Annotated in this window: 15 protein-coding genes and 1 tRNA gene; 7 read left to right on the top strand and 9 right to left on the bottom strand. The window is 70.0% G+C overall.

All coding sequences use genetic code 11. The features are described from left to right. Positions 1–198: 198 nt before the first annotated feature. Positions 199–4,383: an nSTAND1 domain-containing NTPase gene (locus ACZ6EG_RS09130; protein WP_469602948.1), complete on the top strand. Its 4,185-nt coding sequence runs from the start codon at positions 199–201 to the stop codon at positions 4,381–4,383. A 101-nt stretch (positions 4,384–4,484) separates the two neighbouring features. On the opposite strand, the gene ACZ6EG_RS09125 is transcribed toward ACZ6EG_RS09130, so the two are convergent. From ACZ6EG_RS09125 to dnaA, 9 genes are all read right to left on the bottom strand, one after another. Next, positions 4,485–4,561: transfer RNA gene (locus ACZ6EG_RS09125), tRNA-Ile, on the bottom strand. A gap of 100 nt (positions 4,562–4,661) precedes the next feature. Continuing rightward, entirely contained in the window at positions 4,662–5,390 is a 729-nt protein-coding gene (locus ACZ6EG_RS09120) for a DUF3566 domain-containing protein (RefSeq protein WP_356602615.1), read from the bottom strand. Between the two features lie 18 nt (positions 5,391–5,408). Next, positions 5,409–8,003 carry a DNA gyrase subunit A gene (gyrA, locus tag ACZ6EG_RS09115; RefSeq protein ID WP_361015980.1) on the bottom strand — a complete coding sequence of 865 codons (2,595 nt, stop codon included), beginning with the start codon at positions 8,001–8,003 and terminating at the stop codon, positions 5,409–5,411. Positions 8,004–8,045: 42 nt separating this feature from the next. Further along, on the bottom strand, positions 8,046–10,106 hold the full coding sequence (gene gyrB, locus ACZ6EG_RS09110) for a DNA topoisomerase (ATP-hydrolyzing) subunit B (protein ID WP_356602619.1): 2,061 nt from the start codon (positions 10,104–10,106) through the stop codon (positions 8,046–8,048). Between the two features lie 423 nt (positions 10,107–10,529). Then, entirely contained in the window at positions 10,530–11,093 is a 564-nt protein-coding gene (locus tag ACZ6EG_RS09105; protein ID WP_391971758.1) for a DciA family protein, read from the bottom strand. Beyond that, positions 11,090–12,211, bottom strand: coding sequence for a DNA replication/repair protein RecF (recF, locus tag ACZ6EG_RS09100; protein WP_391971757.1), 1,122 nt, complete (start codon positions 12,209–12,211; stop codon positions 11,090–11,092). The genes ACZ6EG_RS09105 and recF overlap by 4 nt, the downstream gene beginning before the upstream one ends. A 35-nt stretch (positions 12,212–12,246) precedes the next feature. Continuing rightward, complete coding sequence (gnd, locus tag ACZ6EG_RS09095; protein WP_063482514.1) at positions 12,247–13,122, bottom strand: phosphogluconate dehydrogenase (NAD(+)-dependent, decarboxylating); 876 nt, start codon at positions 13,120–13,122, stop codon at positions 12,247–12,249. Between the two features lie 207 nt (positions 13,123–13,329). Next, entirely contained in the window at positions 13,330–14,460 is a 1,131-nt protein-coding gene (gene dnaN / locus ACZ6EG_RS09090; protein ID WP_356602625.1) for a DNA polymerase III subunit beta, read from the bottom strand. Positions 14,461–15,491: 1,031 nt separating this feature from the next. Further along, complete coding sequence (gene dnaA, locus ACZ6EG_RS09085; RefSeq protein ID WP_391971756.1) at positions 15,492–17,453, bottom strand: chromosomal replication initiator protein DnaA; 1,962 nt, start codon at positions 17,451–17,453, stop codon at positions 15,492–15,494. 374 nt (positions 17,454–17,827) lie between these two features. On the opposite strand from dnaA, the gene rpmH reads away from it, so the two are divergent. From rpmH to rsmG, 6 genes are all read left to right on the top strand, one after another. Beyond that, positions 17,828–17,965, top strand: a complete 138-nt coding sequence (gene rpmH / locus ACZ6EG_RS09080; RefSeq protein WP_003975051.1) for a 50S ribosomal protein L34 — start codon at positions 17,828–17,830, stop codon at positions 17,963–17,965. 21 nt (positions 17,966–17,986) lie between these two features. Then, entirely contained in the window at positions 17,987–18,358 is a 372-nt protein-coding gene (gene rnpA / locus ACZ6EG_RS09075; RefSeq protein ID WP_079030275.1) for a ribonuclease P protein component, read from the top strand. Next, positions 18,355–18,729, top strand: coding sequence for a membrane protein insertion efficiency factor YidD (yidD, locus tag ACZ6EG_RS09070; RefSeq protein WP_391971755.1), 375 nt, complete (start codon positions 18,355–18,357; stop codon positions 18,727–18,729). The genes rnpA and yidD overlap by 4 nt, the downstream gene beginning before the upstream one ends. A gap of 3 nt (positions 18,730–18,732) precedes the next feature. Continuing rightward, on the top strand, positions 18,733–20,019 hold the full coding sequence (gene yidC / locus ACZ6EG_RS09065; protein ID WP_391971754.1) for a membrane protein insertase YidC: 1,287 nt from the start codon (positions 18,733–18,735) through the stop codon (positions 20,017–20,019). A gap of 15 nt (positions 20,020–20,034) precedes the next feature. Then, positions 20,035–20,547, top strand: a complete 513-nt coding sequence (locus tag ACZ6EG_RS09060) for a Jag family protein (RefSeq protein WP_356602634.1) — start codon at positions 20,035–20,037, stop codon at positions 20,545–20,547. A 124-nt stretch (positions 20,548–20,671) separates the two neighbouring features. After that, complete coding sequence (gene rsmG, locus ACZ6EG_RS09055) at positions 20,672–21,391, top strand: 16S rRNA (guanine(527)-N(7))-methyltransferase RsmG (protein WP_361015972.1); 720 nt, start codon at positions 20,672–20,674, stop codon at positions 21,389–21,391. Positions 21,392–21,422: the final 31 nt, after the last annotated feature.

The following is a 21,422-nucleotide window of genomic DNA, read 5'->3' as shown; positions in this document are numbered from 1 at the left end:
GCCGCACCGGATGGCTCTCCGGGCGCTGGGCCGCTGACCTGTCCGGGCGCCGGGCGGCCGCCTCGCCACTGCGACGCGATCCTGCCAGTCGAGGCCGCCGAAGAGGAGGTCGTGATGCCGCAACGATGACGTAACCGCAGGTCAGGCATATAGAGTGAGTTTTCCGGTCCGGACGTCCAGGTGCGGAGGAAGTGAGGAGTGAACGCCGCGGGTTTCGACTCAGGGGCACGCACGGCCTTCGCCGAACGTCTCGCACTGCTGTACAAGGAGGCCGGCAACCCTCCCCTCAAACGCGTCTCCGAAGCGGTCGTCCGGCTCCAGCGGGTCGACGAACGCGGGCGCCCCGTACGGGTGTCCGCGCAGCGGATCAGCGACTGGCGGCGGGCCAGGAACGTACCGGCCCAGTTCCCCGCCCTCGCGGCGGTCCTGCACGTCCTCATACCCCAGGCACGGCGCGCACGGCCGGTACCGGTCTCCGCCGGCCTGTACGACCTGGCCCAGTGGCAGCGCCTGTGGGAGCGGGCGGTGGCCGACCCGACAGGCGAGCGCCCGGCGCCGTCCGATGCGGACGAGGAGCATCCGGCGGCCGACGCCGGCCCCGCCCCGGGCGGGGTCTGCCCCTACCGCGGACTGGCCGCCTACCGGCAGGAGGACGCCGGCTGGTTCTTCGGGCGGGAGCGGAGCACGAACGCCCTCGTCACCCAGCTCCGCGCCACCGAGGCCACGGGCGGCCTGGTCATGCTGGTGGGCGCCTCGGGGGCGGGGAAGTCCTCACTGCTGAACGCCGGACTGGTGCCCGCCGTGCGCGACGGCGCGCTGGACGGGGGGACCGGTCCGCGCAGGGAGGTGCTCCAGCTCGTACCGGGAGGTGATCCGCTCGGTGAGCTGATCCGCCGGATACCCGGACTCGCGTCCGTCGTGGCCGCGACGGAGGAGGCCTCGGCACAGGACGCGACGGTGGGCGGTCATGTGGCGCGAGGCCATGTGGCGCGAGGCCATGCGATGCGGGACCGCTCCACACCGGATCGCTCCACACCGGACCGCTCCACACCCGACCACTCCACACTCGACCGCTCCGCGCCGTACCGGCCGGCCCAGGATCCCGCCGCGCACGGGCCGCCCGGCACTCCGGAGTTCGCTCGTGCGGCGCGGGAGGCCGTCTCGGCATGGGCCCGCGCCAGCACGTCGTCGTCCGCCCGCCCGGTCGTCATCGTGGACCAGTTCGAGGAGATCTTCACCCTCTGCGCCGAGGAGTCGGACCGGCGCCTCTTCGTCCAGCTTCTCCAGGCCGCCTGCACCCCCGCAGGCCCCGAGGACCCGGCACCCGTGCTCGTGGCCCTCGGAGTGCGCGCCGACTTCTACGAGCAGTGCCTGCGCTACCCCGAGCTGGCCGACGCGCTCCAGCACCGGCACATGGTGCTCGGGCCGCTGACCACCACGGAGCTGCGCGAGGCGGTGACCGGCCCGGCCAAGGCCGTGGGCATGGAACTCGAACCCGGACTGGCGGAACTGATCGTCCGTGAGGTCAGCAGCGACAGCCCTCGCGGCGCCCACGACGCGGGCGTGCTGCCGCTGCTCTCCCACGCCCTGCTCGCCACCTGGCAGCGGCGCAAGGCGGGCCGGCTGACCCTGGCCGGCTACCGCGCCGCCGGCGGCATCCAGGGAGCGGTGGCGGCGACCGCCGAGCGGGCCTGGTCCGGCCTGGACCCGGCCGCACGCACGGCCGCGCGACTGCTCCTGCTGAGACTGGTCCGGGTGAGCGAGGACACCCAGGCCACCCGCAGGCGGGGCACGCGGCGCCGGCTCGCGCAGGAGTCCAGGGACCCCGGCAAGACCGAGGAGTCGCTCGAAGCGCTGGTACGGGCCCGGCTGGTGACACTCGACGCGGACACCGTGGAGATCACCCACGAGGCGCTGCTGCACGCCTGGCCGCGGCTGCGCGACTGGATCGACGAGGGCCGGGCCGACAACCTGCTGCGCCAGCGGCTGGAGGAGGACGGCCGGGCCTGGGAGGAGTCGGAGCGGGACTCCTCCCTGCTCTACCGCGGCTCCCGGCTGGAGCAGGCCCGCGGCTGGGCGGAGTCGGCGGGCGACACCTTCCTCACCCGCAGCGCCGTGGAGTTCCTGGCCGCGGCGGTCAGGCTGCGCCGGCGCGGCGTACTGATCAGCCGCGCCGCGGTGGCGTCGCTGGTCGTCCTGGCGCTGCTCGCGGTCGGTTCCGCGGTGATCGCCTGGCAGCAGCGCAACGACGCGGTCTTCGGCCAGGTGGTCGCCGAGGCGGACCAGGTCCAGTACACGGACCCCTCGCTTTCGGCCCAGCTCGACCTGGCGGCGCACCGCCTGCGGCCGGACGACGAGAACGTGCGGAACCGGCTGATCTCGATCGTGAACGCGCCGCTGGCCACGCCGCTCCTCGGCCACACCGGCGCCGTCTACCTCACCTCCTTCAGCCCCGACGGCCGGCTCCTGGCGACGGCCAGCTACGACCGGACCGTACGGCTGTGGGACGTGTCGGACGCCGCTCGCCCCGAACCGCTGGGCGCTCCCCTCACCGGCCACACCAGCTGGGTGAGCGCCGCGGTGTTCAGCCCGGACGGGCGCACCCTGGCCAGCGCCTCGGACGACGGCACCATCCGGCTGTGGGACGTGAGCGACCCCGCCCGCCCACGCCCGCTCGGCGCCCCCGTACCCGGCCGCGGCGGCACCGTCTACCTGCTCGCCTTCGGACCGGACGGGCACACCCTGGCCTCCGCCCACGACGACCGCACCGTCCGCCTGTGGAACGTGGCCGACCCGGGCCGCCCCGAGAAGCTCGGTACGCTGACCGGCCCCACCGCGGCGGTGCGCTCGGTGGCGTTCAGCCCCGACGGACGCACCCTGGCGGCCGGCGGCGACGACGACACCGTCCGGCTCTGGGACGTGGCCGACCCGCGCGCGGCCACACCGGTCGGCCGGCCCCTGACCGGCCACACCGACCTGGTGCACTCCGTCGCCTTCAGCCCCGACGGACGCACCCTGGCCAGCGGCAGCGCGGACGACACCGTCCGGCTCTGGAACGTGGCCGACCCCCGCGACGCCGCCCGGATCGGCTCCCCGCTGACCGGGCACACCGGGCCCGTCTGGTCGGTGGCCTTCAGCCCCGACGGGGACACGCTCGCCGCGAGCAGCGCGGACAGCACGGCGCGCCTGTGGAACGTCAGCGACCCGGCCCACCCCTCGCAGGTCGGCGTGCCCCTGTCGGGAAGCAGCGGCGAGATGTACGCCCTGAGCTTCAGTCCGGACGGCCGCACGCTCGCCACCGGCAGCGGCGACAGCAAGGTCCGGCTCTGGTCCATCCCGACGTCGGACATGACCGGCCGCACCGGGGCGTTCCGCCCGGACGGCCACGTGCTGGCCACGGCGGCGCGCGACGGGCGGGTCCGGCTGTGGAACGTGTCGGACCCCGGCCGGCCCAGGTCCCTGGGTGCCCCCTTCCGTCCCGCGGAGGGCGACGTGCGGTCGCTGGTGTTCTCCCCGGACGGCGGCACCCTCGCGGTGTCGACGGGCAGCCGCGCGATGCAGCTGTGGGACGTCTCCGACACCGCCCGGCCCACCGCGCACGGCCCACCCGTGAGACTGCGCACCCGCTACGCCGGTCCCGGCACCCTGGCCTTCGCCCCGGACGGCGACACGCTGGCCACGGCCTACGACGACCGCACGATCCAGTTGTGGGACACCGCCGACCCGTCCCGCCCCCGCCCGCTCGGCAAGCCGCTCGCCGGCCACACGGGGTACGTCAACACCCTCGCCTTCAGCCCGGACGGGCGCACTCTCGCCAGCGGCGGCGCGGACGACACCGTCCGCTTCTGGGACGTCGGCGACCCCCCGCACGCCGCCCGCCCCGGCTCCCCGCGCACGGGCCACCTCGGTCCCGTCAACGTCCTGGCCTACAGTCCCGACGGCCGTACGCTGGCCAGCGGCAGCGACGACGGCACGGTCCGGCTCTGGAACACCACCGACCCCTCCGGCGCGCCCCGGCCCGACTCCACCCTCTCCGGCCACACCGACTCGGTGGTGTCACTGACGTTCAGCAAGGACGGCGACACCCTGGTCAGCGGCGCCAACGACAACACCGTCCGCCTCTGGGACGTCGACACGCCCGCCGAGGCCGCCCCCATCGGGGAGTCGATGAGCCCCAACGCCCAGACGGGCACCTTCCTGTCCTTCAGCCCTCTGAGTCACATGCTCGGCATCTCCAGCGGCACGGACACCGTACGGCTGTGGAACCTGGACGTGGACGACGCCATCGACCGCATCTGCTCCTCCACCCGGGGCGTGCTCACCGAGGAGAAGTGGCACGAACACCTGCCACGCCTCTCCTACGAGCAACCCTGCGACCGATGAAACGGCCCCCGCCCCACAGCGAGGCCCTCGATCCGGAGCCCACCAGCCGACACCTCCACATGCCGAAGGCCCCCAGCCGTATCGACTGGGGGCCTTCGTGCTGGTGGGGCTAACAGGATTTGAACCTGTGGCCTCATCCTTATCAGGGATGCGCTCTAACCAACTGAGCTATAGCCCCGCCGCGCTCTGCGGTGTATGTCCCGCGCGCTGACTCCTGAAGATTAGCGCACGAGGCGGGCAGTCCCAAAATCGGTTGGCGCGGGACCCGGGAGGGACGGTCACTCGTCCTCGGCGAGCGTCAGCTCCACCCCGCCGACGAAGCCGGCGGACAGGTTGTAGATGAACGCGCCCAGCGTGGCCAGAGCCGTGGCGAGGACGACGTCGATGACCGCGATGACCGTAGCGAACAGCAGCACGTTGGGCAGCGACAGGAAGGACTGCAGGTCGAAGCCGTTGGACTCGTTCGAGCCGGTCGCCTCGGAGATCGTGCCGCCGACGGTCGAGAAGACGCCCATGGCGTCCATCACCATCCACAGGACGGCGGACGCGACGATCGTGCAGATGCCGAGCGCGATGGAGAGCAGGAAGCTGACCTTCATCACCGACCACGGGTCCGCCTTCGAGACCCGCAGCCGCGCCTTGCGCACGCGGGGCGTGGTGCGGGCGCCGGTGCGGGGGCGGCGCACGGCGGCGGTCGCGTTGCCGCCCTGCGTCTGGTAGGCCTGCGGCGGGTGGTACGGCCCGCCGGGCTGTTGGGGCTGCCGTTCTCCCGGCAGCGGCGAGGCCGCCGCCTGAGTCTGCTGGCCTCGGGTGTCCGTCACAGTTCCCCCCTGGGATCCATGCGTTGTGGACGGGCTCGCCGAGTGCGAATCGGTCGTGCCGTCGTCGATCTTGCGCAGCTGAGTGGTGTGCGGATCGGTCGCACGCGCGGCGGAGCCACGGCCGCCGCCGCCCGTTTCCGTACCCCTGGAGGTACCGGCCGACCCGGCGCCCGTGGCTCCGCTCACGATGACTCTCTCCTCGTGCTACTCGTCCGAGGGCGCCTCACCCTCGTCCGTGCCGGTGGTCGCGGCACCCTCGGCGGTCTCGTCGACGACCACATCGCCGTCGACCTCCTCCGCCTCGCGTCCCGCCTCGGCGTTGCGTGCGATGCCGACGACGGCATCGCGCTTGCCCAGATTGATCAGTTGGACGCCCATGGTGTCACGGCCCGTCTCCCTGACCCCGCTGACTCGCGTACGAATCACACCGCCCGAGAGGGTGATGGCGAGGATCTCGTCGTGCTCCTCGACCACCAGCGCTCCCACGAGCGATCCGCGGTCCTCGACGATCTTGGCGGCCTTGATGCCGAGGCCGCCGCGGCCCTGGACGCGGTACTCGTCGACGGAGGTCCGCTTCGCGTAACCGCCGTCGGTGGCAGTGAACACGAACGTACCGGCTCGAACAACATTCATCGAGAGCAGCTCGTCCCCTTCACGGAAACTCATGCCCTTGACGCCCGAGGTGGCACGGCCCATCGGACGCAGTGTGTCGTCCGAGGCGGTGAACCTGATCGACTGTGCCTTCCTACTGATCAACAGCAGATCATCCTCGGCCGAGACGAGTTCGGCTCCGATCAGTTCGTCGTCGGATCCGTCCTCCTGCTCGCGCAGGTTGATGGCGATCACGCCGCCGGAGCGCGGTGAGTCGTAGTCCTTCAGCGGTGTCTTCTTCACCAGGCCGGCCTTGGTGGCCAGGACCAGGTACGGAACCGCCTCGTAGTCGCGGATCGCGCGGATCTGGGCGATCGTCTCGTCCGGCTGGAAGGCCAGGAGGTTGGCCACGTGCTGGCCGCGCGCGTCCCGGCCGGCGTCGGGCAGCTCGTAGGCCTTCACCCGGTAGACGCGGCCCTTGTTGGTGAAGAACAGCAGCCAGTGGTGCGTGGTGGACACGAAGAAGTGGTTGACGATGTCGTCTTCCTTGAGCTTCGTGCCGCGCACCCCCTTGCCGCCGCGCTTCTGGGCGCGGTAGTCGTCGGTCTTGGTGCGCTTGATGTAGCCGCCCCGCGTGACCGTGACGACGATGTCCTCCTCGGCGATCAGGTCCTCGATGGACATGTCGCCCTCGTAGGGGATCAGCTTCGTCTTGCGGTCGTCGCCGTACTTCTCGACCAGCGCCGTCAGCTCCTCGCTGACGATGCCGCGCTGGCGGACGGGGGACGAGAGGATCTCGTTGTACTCGCGGATCTTGGCCTGGAGCTCGTCGTGCTCCTGGACGATCTTCTGCCGCTCCAGGGCCGCCAGCCGGCGGAGCTGCATCTCCAGGATCGCGTTGGCCTGGATCTCGTCGATCTCCAGGAGCTCCATCAGGCCGCCGCGCGCGATCTCGACGGTGTCGCTGCGCCGGATCAGCGCGATGACCTCGTCGATGGCGTCCAGGGCCTTGAGCAGGCCGCGCAGGATGTGCGCCCGCTCCTCGGCCTTGCGCAGCCGGAACTTCGTCCGCCGGACGATGACCTCGATCTGGTGGTTCACCCAGTGGCGGATGAACGCGTCCAGGGAGAGGGTGCGCGGCACCCCGTCCACCAGGGCCAGCATGTTGGCGCTGAAGTTGGACTGCAGGTCGGTGTGCTTGTACAGGTTGTTCAGGACGACCTTGGCGACCGCGTCCCGCTTCAGCACGATGACCAGGCGCTGACCGGTGCGCGAGGAGGTCTCGTCGCGGACGTCGGCGATGCCGCCGACCTTGCCGTCCTTCACCAGGTCGGCGATCTTCTGCGCGAGGTTGTCCGGGTTGGTCTGGTACGGCAGCTCCGTGACCACCAGGCACTGGCGGTTCTGGATCTCCTCGACCTCGACGACCGCGCGCATGGTGATCGAGCCGCGCCCGGTGCGGTACGCCTCCTCGATGCCCTTGCGGCCCACCACCAGGGCGCCGGTCGGGAAGTCCGGGCCCTTGATGCGCTCGATGAGCGCGTCCAGCAGCTCCTCGTGCGAGGCCTCGTAGTTCTCCAGGTACCACTGGGCGCCGGCCGCGACCTCGCGCAGGTTGTGCGGCGGGATGTTGGTCGCCATGCCGACCGCGATACCGGCCGAGCCGTTGATCAGCAGGTTCGGGAAGCGGGCCGGCAGGACCGTCGGCTCCTGGGAGCGGCCGTCGTAGTTGTCCGTGAAGTCGACGGTCTCCTCGTCGATGTCGCGGACCATCTCCATAGACAACGGCGCCATCTTGCACTCGGTGTAGCGCATGGCCGCCGCCGGGTCGTTGCCCGGCGAGCCGAAGTTGCCGTTGGAGTCGACGAGCGGCATGCGCATCGACCACGGCTGGGCGAGGCGCACCAGGGCGTCGTAGATGGAGCTGTCGCCGTGCGGGTGGTAATTGCCCATGACGTCGCCGACGACGCGGGCGCACTTGTAGAAGCCGCGCTCGGGGCGGTAACCGCCGTCGTACATGGCGTACAGCACGCGCCGGTGGACGGGCTTGAGGCCGTCGCGGACGTCGGGCAGCGCTCGCGAGACGATGACGGACATCGCGTAGTCGAGGTAGGAACGCTGCATCTCCGTCTCGAGCCCGACGGGCTCGACACGCATGGCCAGGGCGTCACCCTCGGGCGGCGTCACAGGAGTGTTCTCGTCGGTCATTGCTGGTGAAGGTCCTTCCTGGTGCGGTCAGCTGAGACCGACTCAGATGTCGAGGAAGCGGACGTCCTTGGCGTTGCGCTGGATGAACGCGCGCCGGGCCTCGACGTCCTCGCCCATCAGTACCGAGAACAGGTCGTCGGCCTGCGCGGCGTCGTCGAGGGTGACCTGGCCGAGCACGCGGTGCTCCTGGTCCATGGTCGTGACGCGCAGCTCCTCGGCGTTCATCTCGCCGAGGCCCTTGAAGCGCTGCACGGAGTCCTCGCGGATGCGCTTGCCGGCGTTGCGTCCCAGCTCGATCAGGGCGTCGCGCTCGCGGTCGGAGTACGCGTACTCGAAGTCGTCCCGGCCCCACTTGATCTTGTAGAGCGGCGGGCGGGAGAGGTACACGTGCCCGGCCTCGACCAGCGGCCGCATGAAGCGGAACAGGAAGGTCAGCAGCAGGGTGCTGATGTGCTGGCCGTCGACGTCGGCGTCCGCCATCAAGATGATCTTGTGGTAGCGGAGCTTCTCGATGTCGAAGTCCTCGTGCACACCCGTGCCGAACGCGGAGATCATCGCCTGGATCTCCTGGTTCTGCAGGATCCGGTCGATGCGCGCCTTCTCGACGTTCAGGATCTTGCCGCGGATCGGGAGGATCGCCTGGTACTGCGGGTTCCGGCCGGACTTGGCGGAGCCGCCGGCGGAGTCGCCCTCGACGATGAAGATCTCGCACTTGGTCGGGTCGTTCGACTGGCAGTCGGAGAGCTTGCCCGGCAGGGACGCCGTCTCCAGCAGGCCCTTACGACGCGTCAGGTCACGGGCCTTGCGGGCCGCCACGCGCGCGGTGGCCGCCTGGATGCCCTTGCGGATGATGTCCGCGGCCTCGTTCGGGTTCCGGTCGAGCCAGTCGGTGAGGTGCTCGTAGACCACGCGCTGGACGAAGGTCTTGACCTCCGTGTTGCCCAGCTTGGTCTTGGTCTGGCCCTCGAACTGCGGCTCGCTCAGCTTCACCGAGATGATCGCGGTCAGACCCTCGCGGATGTCGTCACCCGTGAGGTTGTCGTCCTTCTCCCGCAGCAGCCGCTTGTCGCGCGCGTACTTGTTGATCAGCGAGGTGAGCGCCGCGCGGAAGCCCTCTTCGTGCGTACCGCCCTCGTGCGTGTGGATGATGTTGGCGAAGGAGTACACGCCCTCGGTGTAGCCGCCGTTCCACTGCATGGCGACCTCGAGGGAGAGGCTCTTCTCCTTGTCCTCGGCCTCCAGGTCGATCACGGTGGGGTGCACCAGCTCTCCCTTGCGGGAGTTCAGGTACTTCACGAAGTCGACGATGCCGCCCTCGTAGTGGTACGAGACGCTCTTGACCTCGTGCTTCTCGTCCTCGCCCGCCTCGTCCGCACCGGCGGTGGCCTTCGCCGACTCGCGCTCGTCGGTGAGGTTGATCTTCAGGCCCTTGTTGAGGAAGGCCATCTCCTGGAAGCGCCGGGAGAGCGTCTCGAAGGAGTAGTCGGTGGTCTCGAAGATGTCCCCGTCGGCCCAGAAGGTGACCGACGTGCCGGTCTCCTCGATGGCCTCGTGCCGGGCGAGCGGCGCCGTGGGGACGCCCAGCTTGTACTCCTGCGTCCAGCGGTAGCCGTCGGTCCTGACCTCCACGGCGACCCGCGTGGAAAGAGCGTTGACGACGGAGACACCCACGCCGTGCAGACCACCGGAGACCGCGTAGCCGCCGCCGCCGAACTTGCCGCCCGCGTGCAGCACGGTCAGCACGACCTCGACGGCGGGCTTGCCCTCGGAGGGGACGATGCCCACCGGGATGCCGCGGCCGTTGTCGACGACCCGGACGCCGCCGTCGGCGAGGATCGTGACGTCGATGGTGTCCGCGTGGCCGGCCAGCGCCTCGTCGACGGAGTTGTCCACGACCTCCTGCACCAGGTGGTGCAGGCCCCGTTCACCGGTCGAGCCGATGTACATACCGGGTCGCTTGCGGACCGCGTCCAGACCCTCGAGGACGGTGATGGCACTGGCGTCGTACGAGGTGGGAGCCTCGCCGGTCGAGGTGCTCACCGCGTCGTTCACGCCGGTGTCGGTGGACGGATTGTTCTCGTTGGGGTTGCCGGAATCGGCCACGAAGCGCCCTTTCTGGCACAGCACGAGCCGGGCTCGTCGGCGGATTGCCGGAGCGGCTGCGGCATGTTGCGTTGGTAAGCCTTGATCAGCGTTGCTCAGCTACTCCCGGACGGTCCCCACGTTCGGGGCGGGATTGCCTTCCATTCTACCGGTAGCACTGACACTGATGGGGGTTTGCCGGTACCTGAGTCCGCATGTGCCGCCCTGAACCGTGCTCGTCCGACTCCCGATATAGGGAAGGGGGCCTCAAGAGGCTCACGACGGCACTCAGCGCTTCGAGACGTCAACCCTTGGCTACTTGGGAGTCAGAACCCGATTCGCAACCGTGTGCGGTTGTACGACGAAGAGGGCGCCAGCGGTTCACACCGACCGCTGACGCCCATTTATGTGAGGTACATCACCCACCCCTGACGGGGTGTCAGATCACCCGTAGGTGTCGCCCGGACCCCTGCTGCCCGGCGCGCGCAACGGGCCGTAACGGCGACCCGGGCCCCCGGGACCGCCGGGTCCCAGCACCTTGATCACCCGTACCGAACCATGGCCCAGATCCTCGTTGAGCCGCGCCACCAGCGTGGGCGCGAGCAGCCTCAAGTTCGTCGCCCAGGCCGTCGAGTCACAGCGGACGACCAGCACCCGCTCGTCCTCGTCGTACCGCTCCGGCACGCAGTGCTTGGCCACGTCCTCACCGACGATCTGCGGCCAGCGCCCCATCACCCCGCCGACCGCCGCCGGCGTCTCCCAGCCGCGCTCGGTGATCAACCGGTTGATCGCCGACCCCAGCGCCATCGGGTCGCGGCCGTCCGCGCGCGCACCCGAGCGCAGACCGCCGCGCCGGGCCTGCTGCTTCTGCTGCGCCGCGTCACCCCGCGCGCGTGCCGCCTCACGCGCCGCCCTGAGCGCCACGCGCGCGAGGTCGACGCCGGACGGCTCCGGCTGACCGGCGCTGTCACCGGAGGACTTCCCGGGTTCCGCTCCGTCCGCGCTCATACGCGCTCCACCGTGCCCTCGGCCACCGCGTACCGCGCCCCCGCCAGCACGTCCGGTACGTCGTCGTCGACCGCGGCCGTCACCAGTACCTGCTCGCCGGGCGCCACCAGCTCCGCCAGCCGCTCGCGGCGCCGCGCGTCCAGCTCGGCGAAGACGTCGTCGAGCACCAGCACCGGCTCGTTGCCCTCGGCACGCAGCAGGTCGAACGAGGCCAGCCGCAGCGACAGCGCGTACGACCAGGACTCGCCGTGGGAGGCGTATCCCTTGGCGGGCAGCTCACCGAGTTTGAGCAGCAGGTCGTCCCGGTGCGGGCCCACCAGGGTGACGCCCCGCTCGATCTCCTGCTTGCGCGCCTCGGCCAGGGCGGCCATCAGCTGCTCGAAGAGGTCCTCGCGCCTGTGCGCCTCACCGGGCGCCGACGGCTTGTACTCCAGAGTGACGGGTCCGCCGCCCGGAGCCAGCTGTTCGTACGCCTTGTCGGCCAGCGGCTGCACGGCGGCGATCAGGTCCAGGCGCTGCGCGAGCAGCTCGGCACCCGCGCGCGCGAGGTGCTGGTCCCAGACGTCGAGCGTGGACAGGTCCATCGTGCGCCCGCCGTGCCGGCGCGCGAGCGCGGCCGACTTCAGCAGGGTGTTGCGCTGCTTGAGGACCCGGTCGTAGTCGGAGCGCACTCCGGCCATCCGCGGCGAGCGGGCGGTGATCAGCTCGTCCAGGAAGCGTCGGCGCTCCCCGGGGTCGCCCTTGACCAGCGCGAGGTCCTCCGGGGCGAACAGGACGGTGCGCACGATGCCGAGCACGTCACGCGGCTTGACCTGGGTGGATCGGTTGATCCGGGCCCGGTTGGCCCGGCCCGGGTTCAGCTCCAGCTCGATCAGCTGCTGCCGCTCGCCCTGGCGGACCTGGGCGCGGATCACCGCACGCTCGGTGCCCATGCGGACCAGGGGGGCGTCGGAGGAGACGCGGTGGCTGCCGAGGGTGGCGAGATAGCCGACCGCCTCGACGAGGTTCGTCTTCCCCTGCCCGTTCGGGCCGACGAAGGCGGTGACGCCCGGGTCCAGGGGCACCTCGACCCGGGCGTACGAGCGGAAGTCGGCCAGCGACAGATGCGTGACGTGCATGGTGGTGCGCCGACCTCCCAACCCTTGGGTGCTGCTTACTTCTTCTCGACCGCGTGACCGCCGAACTGGTTGCGCAGCGCGGCGATCATCTTCATCTGCGGCGAGTCGTCCTGCCGGGACGCGAACCGCGCGAACAGCGACGCCGTGATCGCCGGCAGCGGCACCGCGTTGTCGATCGCGGCCTCCACCGTCCAGCGTCCCTCACCGGAGTCCTGTGCGTAACCGCGCAGGTCACCGAGGTGCTCGTCCTCGTCGAGCGCGTTGACGGCCAGATCCAGCAGCCAGGAGCGGATCACCGTGCCCTCCTGCCAGGAGCGGAAGACCTCGCGGACGTTCTCCACGGAGTCGACCTTCTCCAGCAGCTCCCAGCCCTCGGCGTAGGCCTGCATCATCGCGTACTCGATGCCGTTGTGGACCATCTTCGCGAAGTGGCCCGCGCCGACCTTGCCGGCGTGCACGGAGCCGAAGTCGCCCTCCGGCTTGAGGGCGTCGAAGACCGGCTGCACCTTGGCGACGTTCTCCGCGTCGCCGCCGTACATCAGCGCGTAGCCGTTCTCCAGGCCCCACACGCCGCCGGAGACGCCGCAGTCGACGAAGCCTATGCCCTTGGCGGCCAGCTCCTCGGCGTGCTTCTCGTCGTCCGTCCAGCGGGAGTTCCCGCCGTCGACGACGACGTCGCCGGGCTCGAGCAGCTCGCCGAGCCGGTCGACGGTGGCCTGGGTGGCCTCGCCGGCCGGGACCATGACCCAGACCACGCGGGGGGCCTCCAGCTTGCCCACGAGCTCTTCCAGGCTGTGGACGTCGGCGAGGTCCGGATTGCGGTCGTATCCGACGACGGTGTGGCCCGCGCGGCGGATCCGCTCGCGCATGTTGCCGCCCATCTTGCCGAGGCCGACGAGACCGAGCTCCATCAGTTGCTTTCCTTAGGTGTGCGAGGGGGCGGGACGGCACGTCCTGAACCACCGGATGCGTGCCGCGGCACTTTCGTACCCGCGCCGAGCCTAAACCCGGACGTCCGTGCACAGTTGTGGGCGTACGCGCTCAGACGCACGCCCTCATCTGCGGTTTCGTCCCCAGCCTGTGGACGGTCCGGGGCCGCCCCTCGAAGCGTCGGCCGCTCAGCCGCTCAGCCGCACCGGCATGATCAGGTACTTGTAGGCCTCGTCCGCCTCGGCGTCCAGGGCGGGCTTGCCGCTGAGCAGCGCCGGCTTCGTGGACGTCGTGAAGGACAGCTGGGCCACCGGGGAGTCGATCGCGCTCAGGCCGTCCAGCAGGAACGTCGGGTTGAAGGCGATCGAGATGTCGTCGCCCTCCAGCTGCGCGTCGACCCTCTCCACAGCCTGTGCGTCGTCGCTGGAACCGGCCTCCAGGATCAGCACGCCCTGCTCGAAGCTGAGTCGCACGGGAGTGTTGCGCTCCGCCACCAGGGCCACGCGCTTGACGGCCTCCACGAAGGGGGCGGTCTCGATCACCGCGACGCTGTTGAACTCCGTCGGGAACAGCGTCTTGTACTTCGGGAGGTCGCCCTCCAGCAGACGCGTCGTGGTCCGCCGGCCCGCACCCTCGAAGCCGATCAGCCCCTCGCCCGCACCGGAACCGGCCAGCGCGAGGATCACCTGGTCGCCGCTGGTCAGCGCCTTGGCCGTGTCCTGGAGCGTCTTGGCGGGCACCAGGGCGACCGCGGAGACCTCCGGGTTCTCTGGCTTCCACAGGAACTCGCGGACCGCGAAGCGGTAGCGGTCGGTGGAGGCCAGCGTGACCGAGTCGCCCTCGATCTCGATGCGCACACCGGTGAGCACGGGCAGCGTGTCGTCGCGGCCCGCGGCGATGGCGACCTGCTGCACGGCCGCGGCGAACACCTCACCGGGGACGGTGCCCGTGGCCTCCGGCATCTGCGGCAGCGCCGGGTACTCCTCGACCGGCAGGGTGTGGAGGGTGAACCGCGAGGAACCGCAGACCACCGTCGCCCGTACACCGTCTGTGGAAATCTCCACCGGCCGGTTGGGGAGCGCGCGGGAGATGTCCGCGAGCAGGCGGCCGGAGACGAGGACCGTGCCCTCCTCCTCGACCTCCGCCTCCACCGAAACCCGCGCGGAGACCTCGTAGTCGAAGCTGGACAGGCTCAGCTGCCCCTCCTCGGCCTTCAGCAGCAGGCCCGCGAGGACCGGCGCCGGCGGACGGGCCGGAAGGCTGCGGGCCGCCCAGGCCACCGCCTCCGCGAGTACGTCGCGTTCCACCCGGATCTTCACTGTTGCCGCCTCCTGCTGTTGCCGGCGCTGCTCGCCCTGCCTGGCTTTCGTCGTCTGAGTCGGTGTCGTCGGTCCCCCTCGGGGGCAGAACACCGGGGACCAGTCTGACGCACCCCACTGACAGTAGGTGCCGTTCGGGGTCAAGTCGTGCCGAGGGGCGGTCGGGCTCGAGAGGCCGAGTTGTGCACAGGTCCCGCTTCGAAACGGATTCCGCACTCTCTCTAGTCGGGAGTAGTAGTAGGGCCTGTGGATACCGTGGATAACCTCGTTTTCCCAGGTCAGCGCAGGAATTTTGTCCACTGCCCCTGTGGGCGGAGCCGGTGGACAACCGGGCACTTCTGTGGAGAACGGAAAGTTCTGCACACTCCGTGCACAGGGAACGGCGACTTCTCCCCAGACCCGTCCCCAGGTTTGCGCGTCTTTCCCACAGCCCCCTCTGGCACCTCGGTGTGACGCCTTTCACTCGACCCGGTGAGGAGGCGCGTCACGTTGCCGAACAGTGGACAGGCATGTGGAGAAGCGGGTGATCGCTGGGGACAACCCGCTCCAGCCTGTGGGTTGCCCGTGGACAACTCGATGCACAGCCTGTGGATCATTTTGTTGTCCACAGCCTGTGGAGATCGTTCGTCCACGAATCCACAGGAGGCTGACCTGCCCTGATCGTCTCCCATCACCCTGGCCTGTGGACAGGCTTGGGACAACTTCCCGGTCCCCAAGGTGTGGACGGGAAAAAGTCACCGAATCTGTGGAGGGCGGCCGTAACCCGGCGAGTATTCGAACAGCCTGGATGCGGCGGTAGCGGGGCGGGGTGCGCCGAGGACGGGCGGGAGGACCGGCCGAGAGAGGGCAGGAGTCCGGCCGGGGGCGCGCGGCGACGGTCCCGGGCCCCGCGCGAGGGGTGGAGCGGGCGGGAGGGACGGGACAGGGCGCGCTGGAGGTGGCCCGCGGGTGCCGGGCACGGAGAAGGCGCCCCCGGGTCTCCCCGGAGGCGCCTCATGGAGTGGGTGCGGGAACGCGTCGGCCCGCGGCCGTCAGCCGTTCTTGATGCGGTTGGTCAGCTCGGTCACCTGGTTGTAGATGGAGCGCCGCTCGGCCATCAGATTGCGGATCTTGCGGTCGGCGTGCATCACCGTGGTGTGGTCCCGGCCTCCGAACAGCGCGCCGATCTTCGGCAGCGAGAGGTCCGTCAGCTCACGGCACAGGTACATGGCGATCTGCCGGGCCGTCACCAGCGCGCGCCCGCGCGAGGTGCCGCACAGGTCCTCGACGGTGAGGCCGAAGTAGTCGGCGGTCGCGCCCATGATCGCCGTCGACGTGATCTCGGGGGCCGAGTCCTCACCGCCCGGGATCAGGTCCTTGAGGACGATCTCCGTCAGGCCCAGGTCGACCGGCTGCCGGTTGAGCGAGGCGAAGGCCGTCACCCGGATCAGCGCGCCCTCCAGCTCGCGGATGTTGCGCGAGATCCGGGAGGCGATGAACTCCAGCACCTCCGGCGGGGCGTTGAGCTGCTCCTGCACCGCCTTCTTGCGCAGGATCGCGATGCGCGTCTCCAGCTCGGGCGGCTGGACGTCGGTGGTCAGGCCCCACTCGAAGCGGTTCCGCAACCGGTCCTCCAGCGTCACCAGCTGCCTGGGCGGCCGGTCGGAGGAGAGCACGATCTGCTTGTTGGCGTTGTGGAGCGTGTTGAAGGTGTGGAAGAACTCCTCCTGTGTCGACTCCTTGTCCGCCAGGAACTGGATGTCGTCGACGAGCAGGATGTCCATCTCGCGGTAGCGCTTGCGGAAGCTGTCGCCCTTGCCGTCGCGGATGGAGTTGATGAACTCGTTGGTGAACTCCTCGGAGCTCACGTAGCGCACGCGCGTGCCGGGGTAGAGGCTGCGGGCGTAGTGCCCGATGGCGTGCAGGAGGTGGGTCTTGCCGAGTCCCGACTCCCCGTAGATGAACAGCGGGTTGTACGCCTTGGCGGGCGCCTCCGCGACGGCGACGGCCGCCGCGTGGGCGAAGCGGTTGGAGGCGCCGATGACGAAGGTGTCGAAGAGGTACTTCGGGTTCAGCCGCGCGGTCGGCTCGCCCGGTCCGGTCGCCGGCGCGGGCTGTGCCGCCAGCGGGCCCGGGGCGCCGGTGGTGGGGCCGGGCCCGACGGGGCCGCCGCGGTGCACGTGCCCCGTGGCCGAGGGCGGCTCCGGCAGGTCGCGGCGGGGCCTGCGCTGCTCGTAGTCGCCACGCTGCTGTTCGTAGTCGCTTCGGGGCTGGTCGTAGTCGCCCCGGTCGTAGTCCTTGCGGGGCTGGTCGTAGTCGCCGCGGTCGTAGTCCTTGCGCGGCTGGTCGTACTCACCGCGCTGCGCGTCGTACGGCGGGCGCTCCGGTGACTGCGCCCGGTAGTCCTGGGAGTACGGATCCTGCGGGTACGGCTCCTGGCCGTAGCCGTCCTGCGGCGGCGACGCGTAGGGGTCGCGCTCGGGGAAGCCGAGGCGCTGCTGCTGCCAGCCGTAGTCGTCGGGCTGCGCCGGACGCGGCCACGAGCCGGGCTCGGGGCGCTGGTACTCCTGCGGATAGGCGGGGCGGGCGGTGGGGAGCTGGTCGGCGCGGTGGCGGCCGTAGCCCTCGTACTCGTCGCGGCCGCCCTGACCCGGGCCGGGAGCCGGAAGCTCGGGCTCCTCGTAGCGGGGCTGGGGCCGGGCGGGCGGCGCCTGCGGTGCAGGGGCCGCGGGCTCGCCCACGGTGTCGTCGACGGTGATCGCGATACGGATGGGCCGGCCGCACTCGCGGCTCAGCGTCTCACTGACGACGGGGGCGAGACGCCCTTCCAGTACGCCCTTGGCGAATTCGTTCGGTACGGCGAGCAGGGCGGTGTCGGCGACCAGCGCGAGGGGCTGGCAGCGCCGGATCCAGTGCTCGTCCTTCGACTCGACGCCCTGCCCGCGGCCCTCCCCGAGGAGTTGCTCCAGTACGCGTGGCCACACTGCGGCAAGATCGGCAGGTACGTCAGCCACAGGGCACGCTCTCTCACGAGTCCCTCGAAGGTGTGATCCGGGGACGGGTCGGGATGAAACTCGGGTGGGGCAGGGATAAGGGAACGAATCGGAGTTCAGCCACGGTAGTCAGCGCGGCGGGTAGGGTTCAAGTTGTTGTCCCCAGCCTGTGGACAAGTGTCTCCCGGTCACCGCTGGTTTGACCGAATGGCGCAGTCGCACGTACCGTAACCAGGTCGAGTTGTCGATGGCTGCTGCCGCCTGCCTCCGATGGGCACAGGTCACGTCAGGTGATCGAAAAGCGGTGCACTCGGGCGTAACGCGAGCTACTCGTGGGCGCACGGTGACAGCCAGGACGGCACCCCGCCAACCCCGATTCTTTCTGGAGCCCCCGAGTGAGCAAGCGCACCTTCCAGCCGAACAACCGTCGTCGCGCCAAGACCCACGGCTTCCGGCTGCGTATGCGCACCCGTGCCGGCCGCGCGATTCTCGCGACCCGCCGCAGCAAGGGTCGCGCCCGTCTGTCCGCCTGATCCCGGTCAGGTCATGACATCGTGCTGCCCACCGAGAACCGGCTGAGGCGGCGCGAGGACTTCGCGACCGCGGTACGACGAGGCCGCCGGGCCGGCCGTCCGGCCCTCGTCGTCCACCACCGAAGCGGTGCCACGGACCCGCACGCGCCTGGGGAGAGCGCTCCCCCGACACGTGCGGGTTTCGTCGTGAGCAAAGCTGTCGGTGGCGCGGTGGTGCGCAACAAGGTGAAGCGCAGGCTTCGCCATCTGATGCGCGACCGGATCGACCTGTTCCCCCCCGGTAGCCTGGTAGTCGTACGAGCGCTGCCCGGTGCGGGTGACGCCGACCATGCACAGCTGGCCCGAGACCTGGACGCCGCCATCGAGCGGCTCACGGGAGGGGGCGCGCGATGAAGTACCCGCTGCTGGCTCTGATCAAGCTGTACCAGTGGACGATCAGTCCGCTCCTGGGGCCGGTCTGCAAGTACTACCCGTCGTGCTCCCACTACGGCTACACGGCCATCGACCGGCACGGGGCCATCAAGGGCACGGCGCTCACCGCCTGGCGCATCCTGCGGTGCAATCCGTGGTCGCCGGGCGGTGTGGACCATGTCCCGCAGCGCAGGCGCCCGCGGTGGCACGAAGCGCTGCGCGGCGCGTGGCGTGCACGCAAGGGCGGGCCCTCCGCCGCCGAACCGGCCATCGAAGGACAGGCTTCTCCCGCGAGTCCGCCCGGTCCTACGAGCCCGGCCGCAGAGACCCAGTCCCATGCCCAAGGAGCATGATTAGTGGACACGATTGCCAGCCTCTTCAGCTTCATCACGACACCTGTCTCCTGGGTCATCGTCCAGTTCCACAGCGTGTACGGCGCCATCTTCGGCCCTGACACGGGATGGGCCTGGGGCCTGTCCATCGTGTCCCTGGTGATTCTCATCCGCATCTGCCTGATCCCGCTCTTCGTGAAGCAGATCAAGGCGACGCGTGGCATGCAGACGCTCCAGCCGGAGATGAAGAAGATCCAGGAGCGCTACAAGAACGACAAGCAGCGCCAGTCCGAAGAGATGATGAAGCTGTACAAGGAGACGGGTACCAACCCGCTCTCCTCGTGCCTTCCCATCCTGGCGCAGTCGCCGTTCTTCTTCGCCCTGTACCACGTGCTCAACAGCATCGCGTCGAACGACACCATCGGTGTGATCAACGAACGCCTGCTGGAGAGTGCCCAGAAGGCCCACATCTTCGGCGCGCCGCTGGCCGCGAAGTTCACCGACGGCTCCTCCAAGGTGGAAGCCCTCGGGTCCTCGCTGACGGACGTCCGTGTCGTCACCGCGATCATGATCGTGCTGATGTCGGCGTCGCAGTTCTTCACGCAGCGCCAGCTGATGACCAAGAACGTCGACACCACCGTGAAGACGCCGTTCATGCAGCAGCAGAAGATGCTGATGTACGTCTTCCCGGTCATGTTCGCCGTCTTCGGCATCAACTTCCCCGTCGGTGTCCTCGTCTACTGGCTGACCACCAACGTGTGGACCATGGGCCAGCAGATGTACGTCATCCGCAACAACCCGACGCCGGGCTCCAAGGCCCAGGCCGCCTACCTGGAGCGCCTGCACAAGAGCGTCACCCAGAACGGCAAGACGCGCGGGCGTGGTGAACGGGCGATCGTGAAGGCCATCGTCGCCAAGGGCCGGGACCGCAACGAGTTCGAGCGCAAGTTCATCAACGGTCTGAACAAGGCGGGCCTGGCGGCCCAGACCGACGGCACCGTGGTGAAGAGCGACACCGCCGTCGCCGCCCAGGCCGAGGACGGCACGACCGTGGGCACCGCCGCCACGCCGAAGCGTCAGCAGCCCAAGCGGCAGAGCAAGTCCCAGCGCCAGTCCACGAAGGCTGCCGGCGAAGCCGAGCCCAAGACCTCGCTGACCAAGTCGGACGAGCCGCAGGACGGCAAGCAGGACACCAATCCCGCCGGTGCCGCCAGGAAGCCGGCTCAGAAGTCCGGTGGCGGTGGCCGCAGCAAGGCCCAGTCCGGACAGCGCAAGGGCCCGCAGCGGCCCAAGTCCCCGTCGAAGAAGTAAGAAGGAGTCCATCCCGTGACGGAAGGCACCACCTCCGCCGCCGCCGAGGGCGCAGACACCCTGACGCGCCTCGAGCAGGAGGGCGAGATCGCTGCGGACTACCTGGAGGGTCTGCTCGACATCGCCGACCTCGACGGCGACATCGACATGGACGTCGAGGCCGACCGTGCGTCCGTCTCGATCATCAGCGACACGAACAGCCGTGACCTGCTGAAGCTCGTCGGCCGGGACGGTGAGGTGCTGGAGGCCCTCCAGGAGCTCACGCGCCTGGCCGTGCACCGGGAGACCGGCGACCGCAGCCGTCTGATGCTCGACATCGCGGGCCACCGGGCCACGAAGCGCGCCGAGCTGTCCGAGCTGGGGGCCAAGGCCGCGGCCGAGGTCAGGAGCAGCGGCGAGTCCGTGCGCATGAAGCCCATGACGCCCTTCGAGCGCAAGGTCGTGCACGACGCGGTCAAGGCCGCGGGGCTGCGCAGCGAGTCCGAGGGCGAGGAGCCGGAGCGCTTCGTCGTCGTCCTTCCCGCCTGATCGGTCCTCACGTTCTCCGGCCCCGTCTGTTGCGCAGGCGGGGCCGAATTTTGTCAGCCTGATAGTTCTGGTGGTTCTGGTAGCGGCGACTGGCGCGCCGGTGTCGTACGGAAGGACGGTCCCCGTGACGGAGGCAGCGGAGCTCCCCCCTGCGCCCGACAAAGCACACGACGTGTTCGGCGATCGCTACGCGGACGCGGTCCGCTACGCGGAGCTGCTCGCCGAAGCGGGGGTGAAGCGAGGCCTGATCGGCCCACGCGAGGTTCCCCGCCTGTGGGAGCGGCATCTGCTGAACTGCGCGGTGCTTTCCGAGGTCGTGCCCGAGGGTGTCACGGTGTGTGACGTCGGTTCGGGTGCGGGCCTGCCTGGCATTCCGCTGGCGCTCGTGCGGGACGACCTGAAGATCACCCTTCTGGAGCCCCTGCTGCGGCGCACGAACTTCCTGACGGAGGTCGTGGAGCTGCTGGGCTTGGACCATGTCACCGTCGTGCGCGGCCGGGCCGAGGAGGTCATGGGCAAGTTGCAGCCGGTGCACGTGGTGACGGCCCGCGCCGTTGCTCCGCTCGACCGCCTCGCCACCTGGGGAATCCCGCTGCTGCGCCCGTACGGCGAGATGCTCGCCCTCAAGGGCGACACGGCCGAGGAGGAGCTGAAGGCCTCGGCTGCGGCGCTGACCAAGCTGGGTGCGGTGGAGACGTCCATCCTGCATGTGGGAGAAGGTGTCGTGGACCCCATGTCCACCGTGGTGCGGGTCGAGGTCGGGGAGAGCCCCGGAGGCGTGCGGTTCGCCGCCAAGCGGGCCAAGGCTGCCCGGACGGGACGCGCGCGGCGGCGGCGCGGCTGAGCGTCGGAGTCGCTCAGGCTGCGATCAAGAG

Source organism: Streptomyces sp. NPDC041968, from assembly GCF_055589025.1.
This window is presented reverse-complemented; position numbering and strand designations above follow the sequence as displayed.

Coding starts and splice junctions, on each gene's coding strand:
- gyrA (WP_361015980.1), bottom strand. CDS start 8,003: ATGACCGACGAGAACACTCCTGTGACGCCGCCCGAGGGTGACGCCCTG.
- ACZ6EG_RS09105 (WP_391971758.1), bottom strand. CDS start 11,093: ATGAGCGCGGACGGAGCGGAACCCGGGAAGTCCTCCGGTGACAGCGCC.
- recF (WP_391971757.1), bottom strand. CDS start 12,211: ATGCACGTCACGCATCTGTCGCTGGCCGACTTCCGCTCGTACGCCCGG.
- gnd (WP_063482514.1), bottom strand. CDS start 13,122: ATGGAGCTCGGTCTCGTCGGCCTCGGCAAGATGGGCGGCAACATGCGC.
- yidD (WP_391971755.1), top strand. CDS start 18,355: ATGAAGTACCCGCTGCTGGCTCTGATCAAGCTGTACCAGTGGACGATC.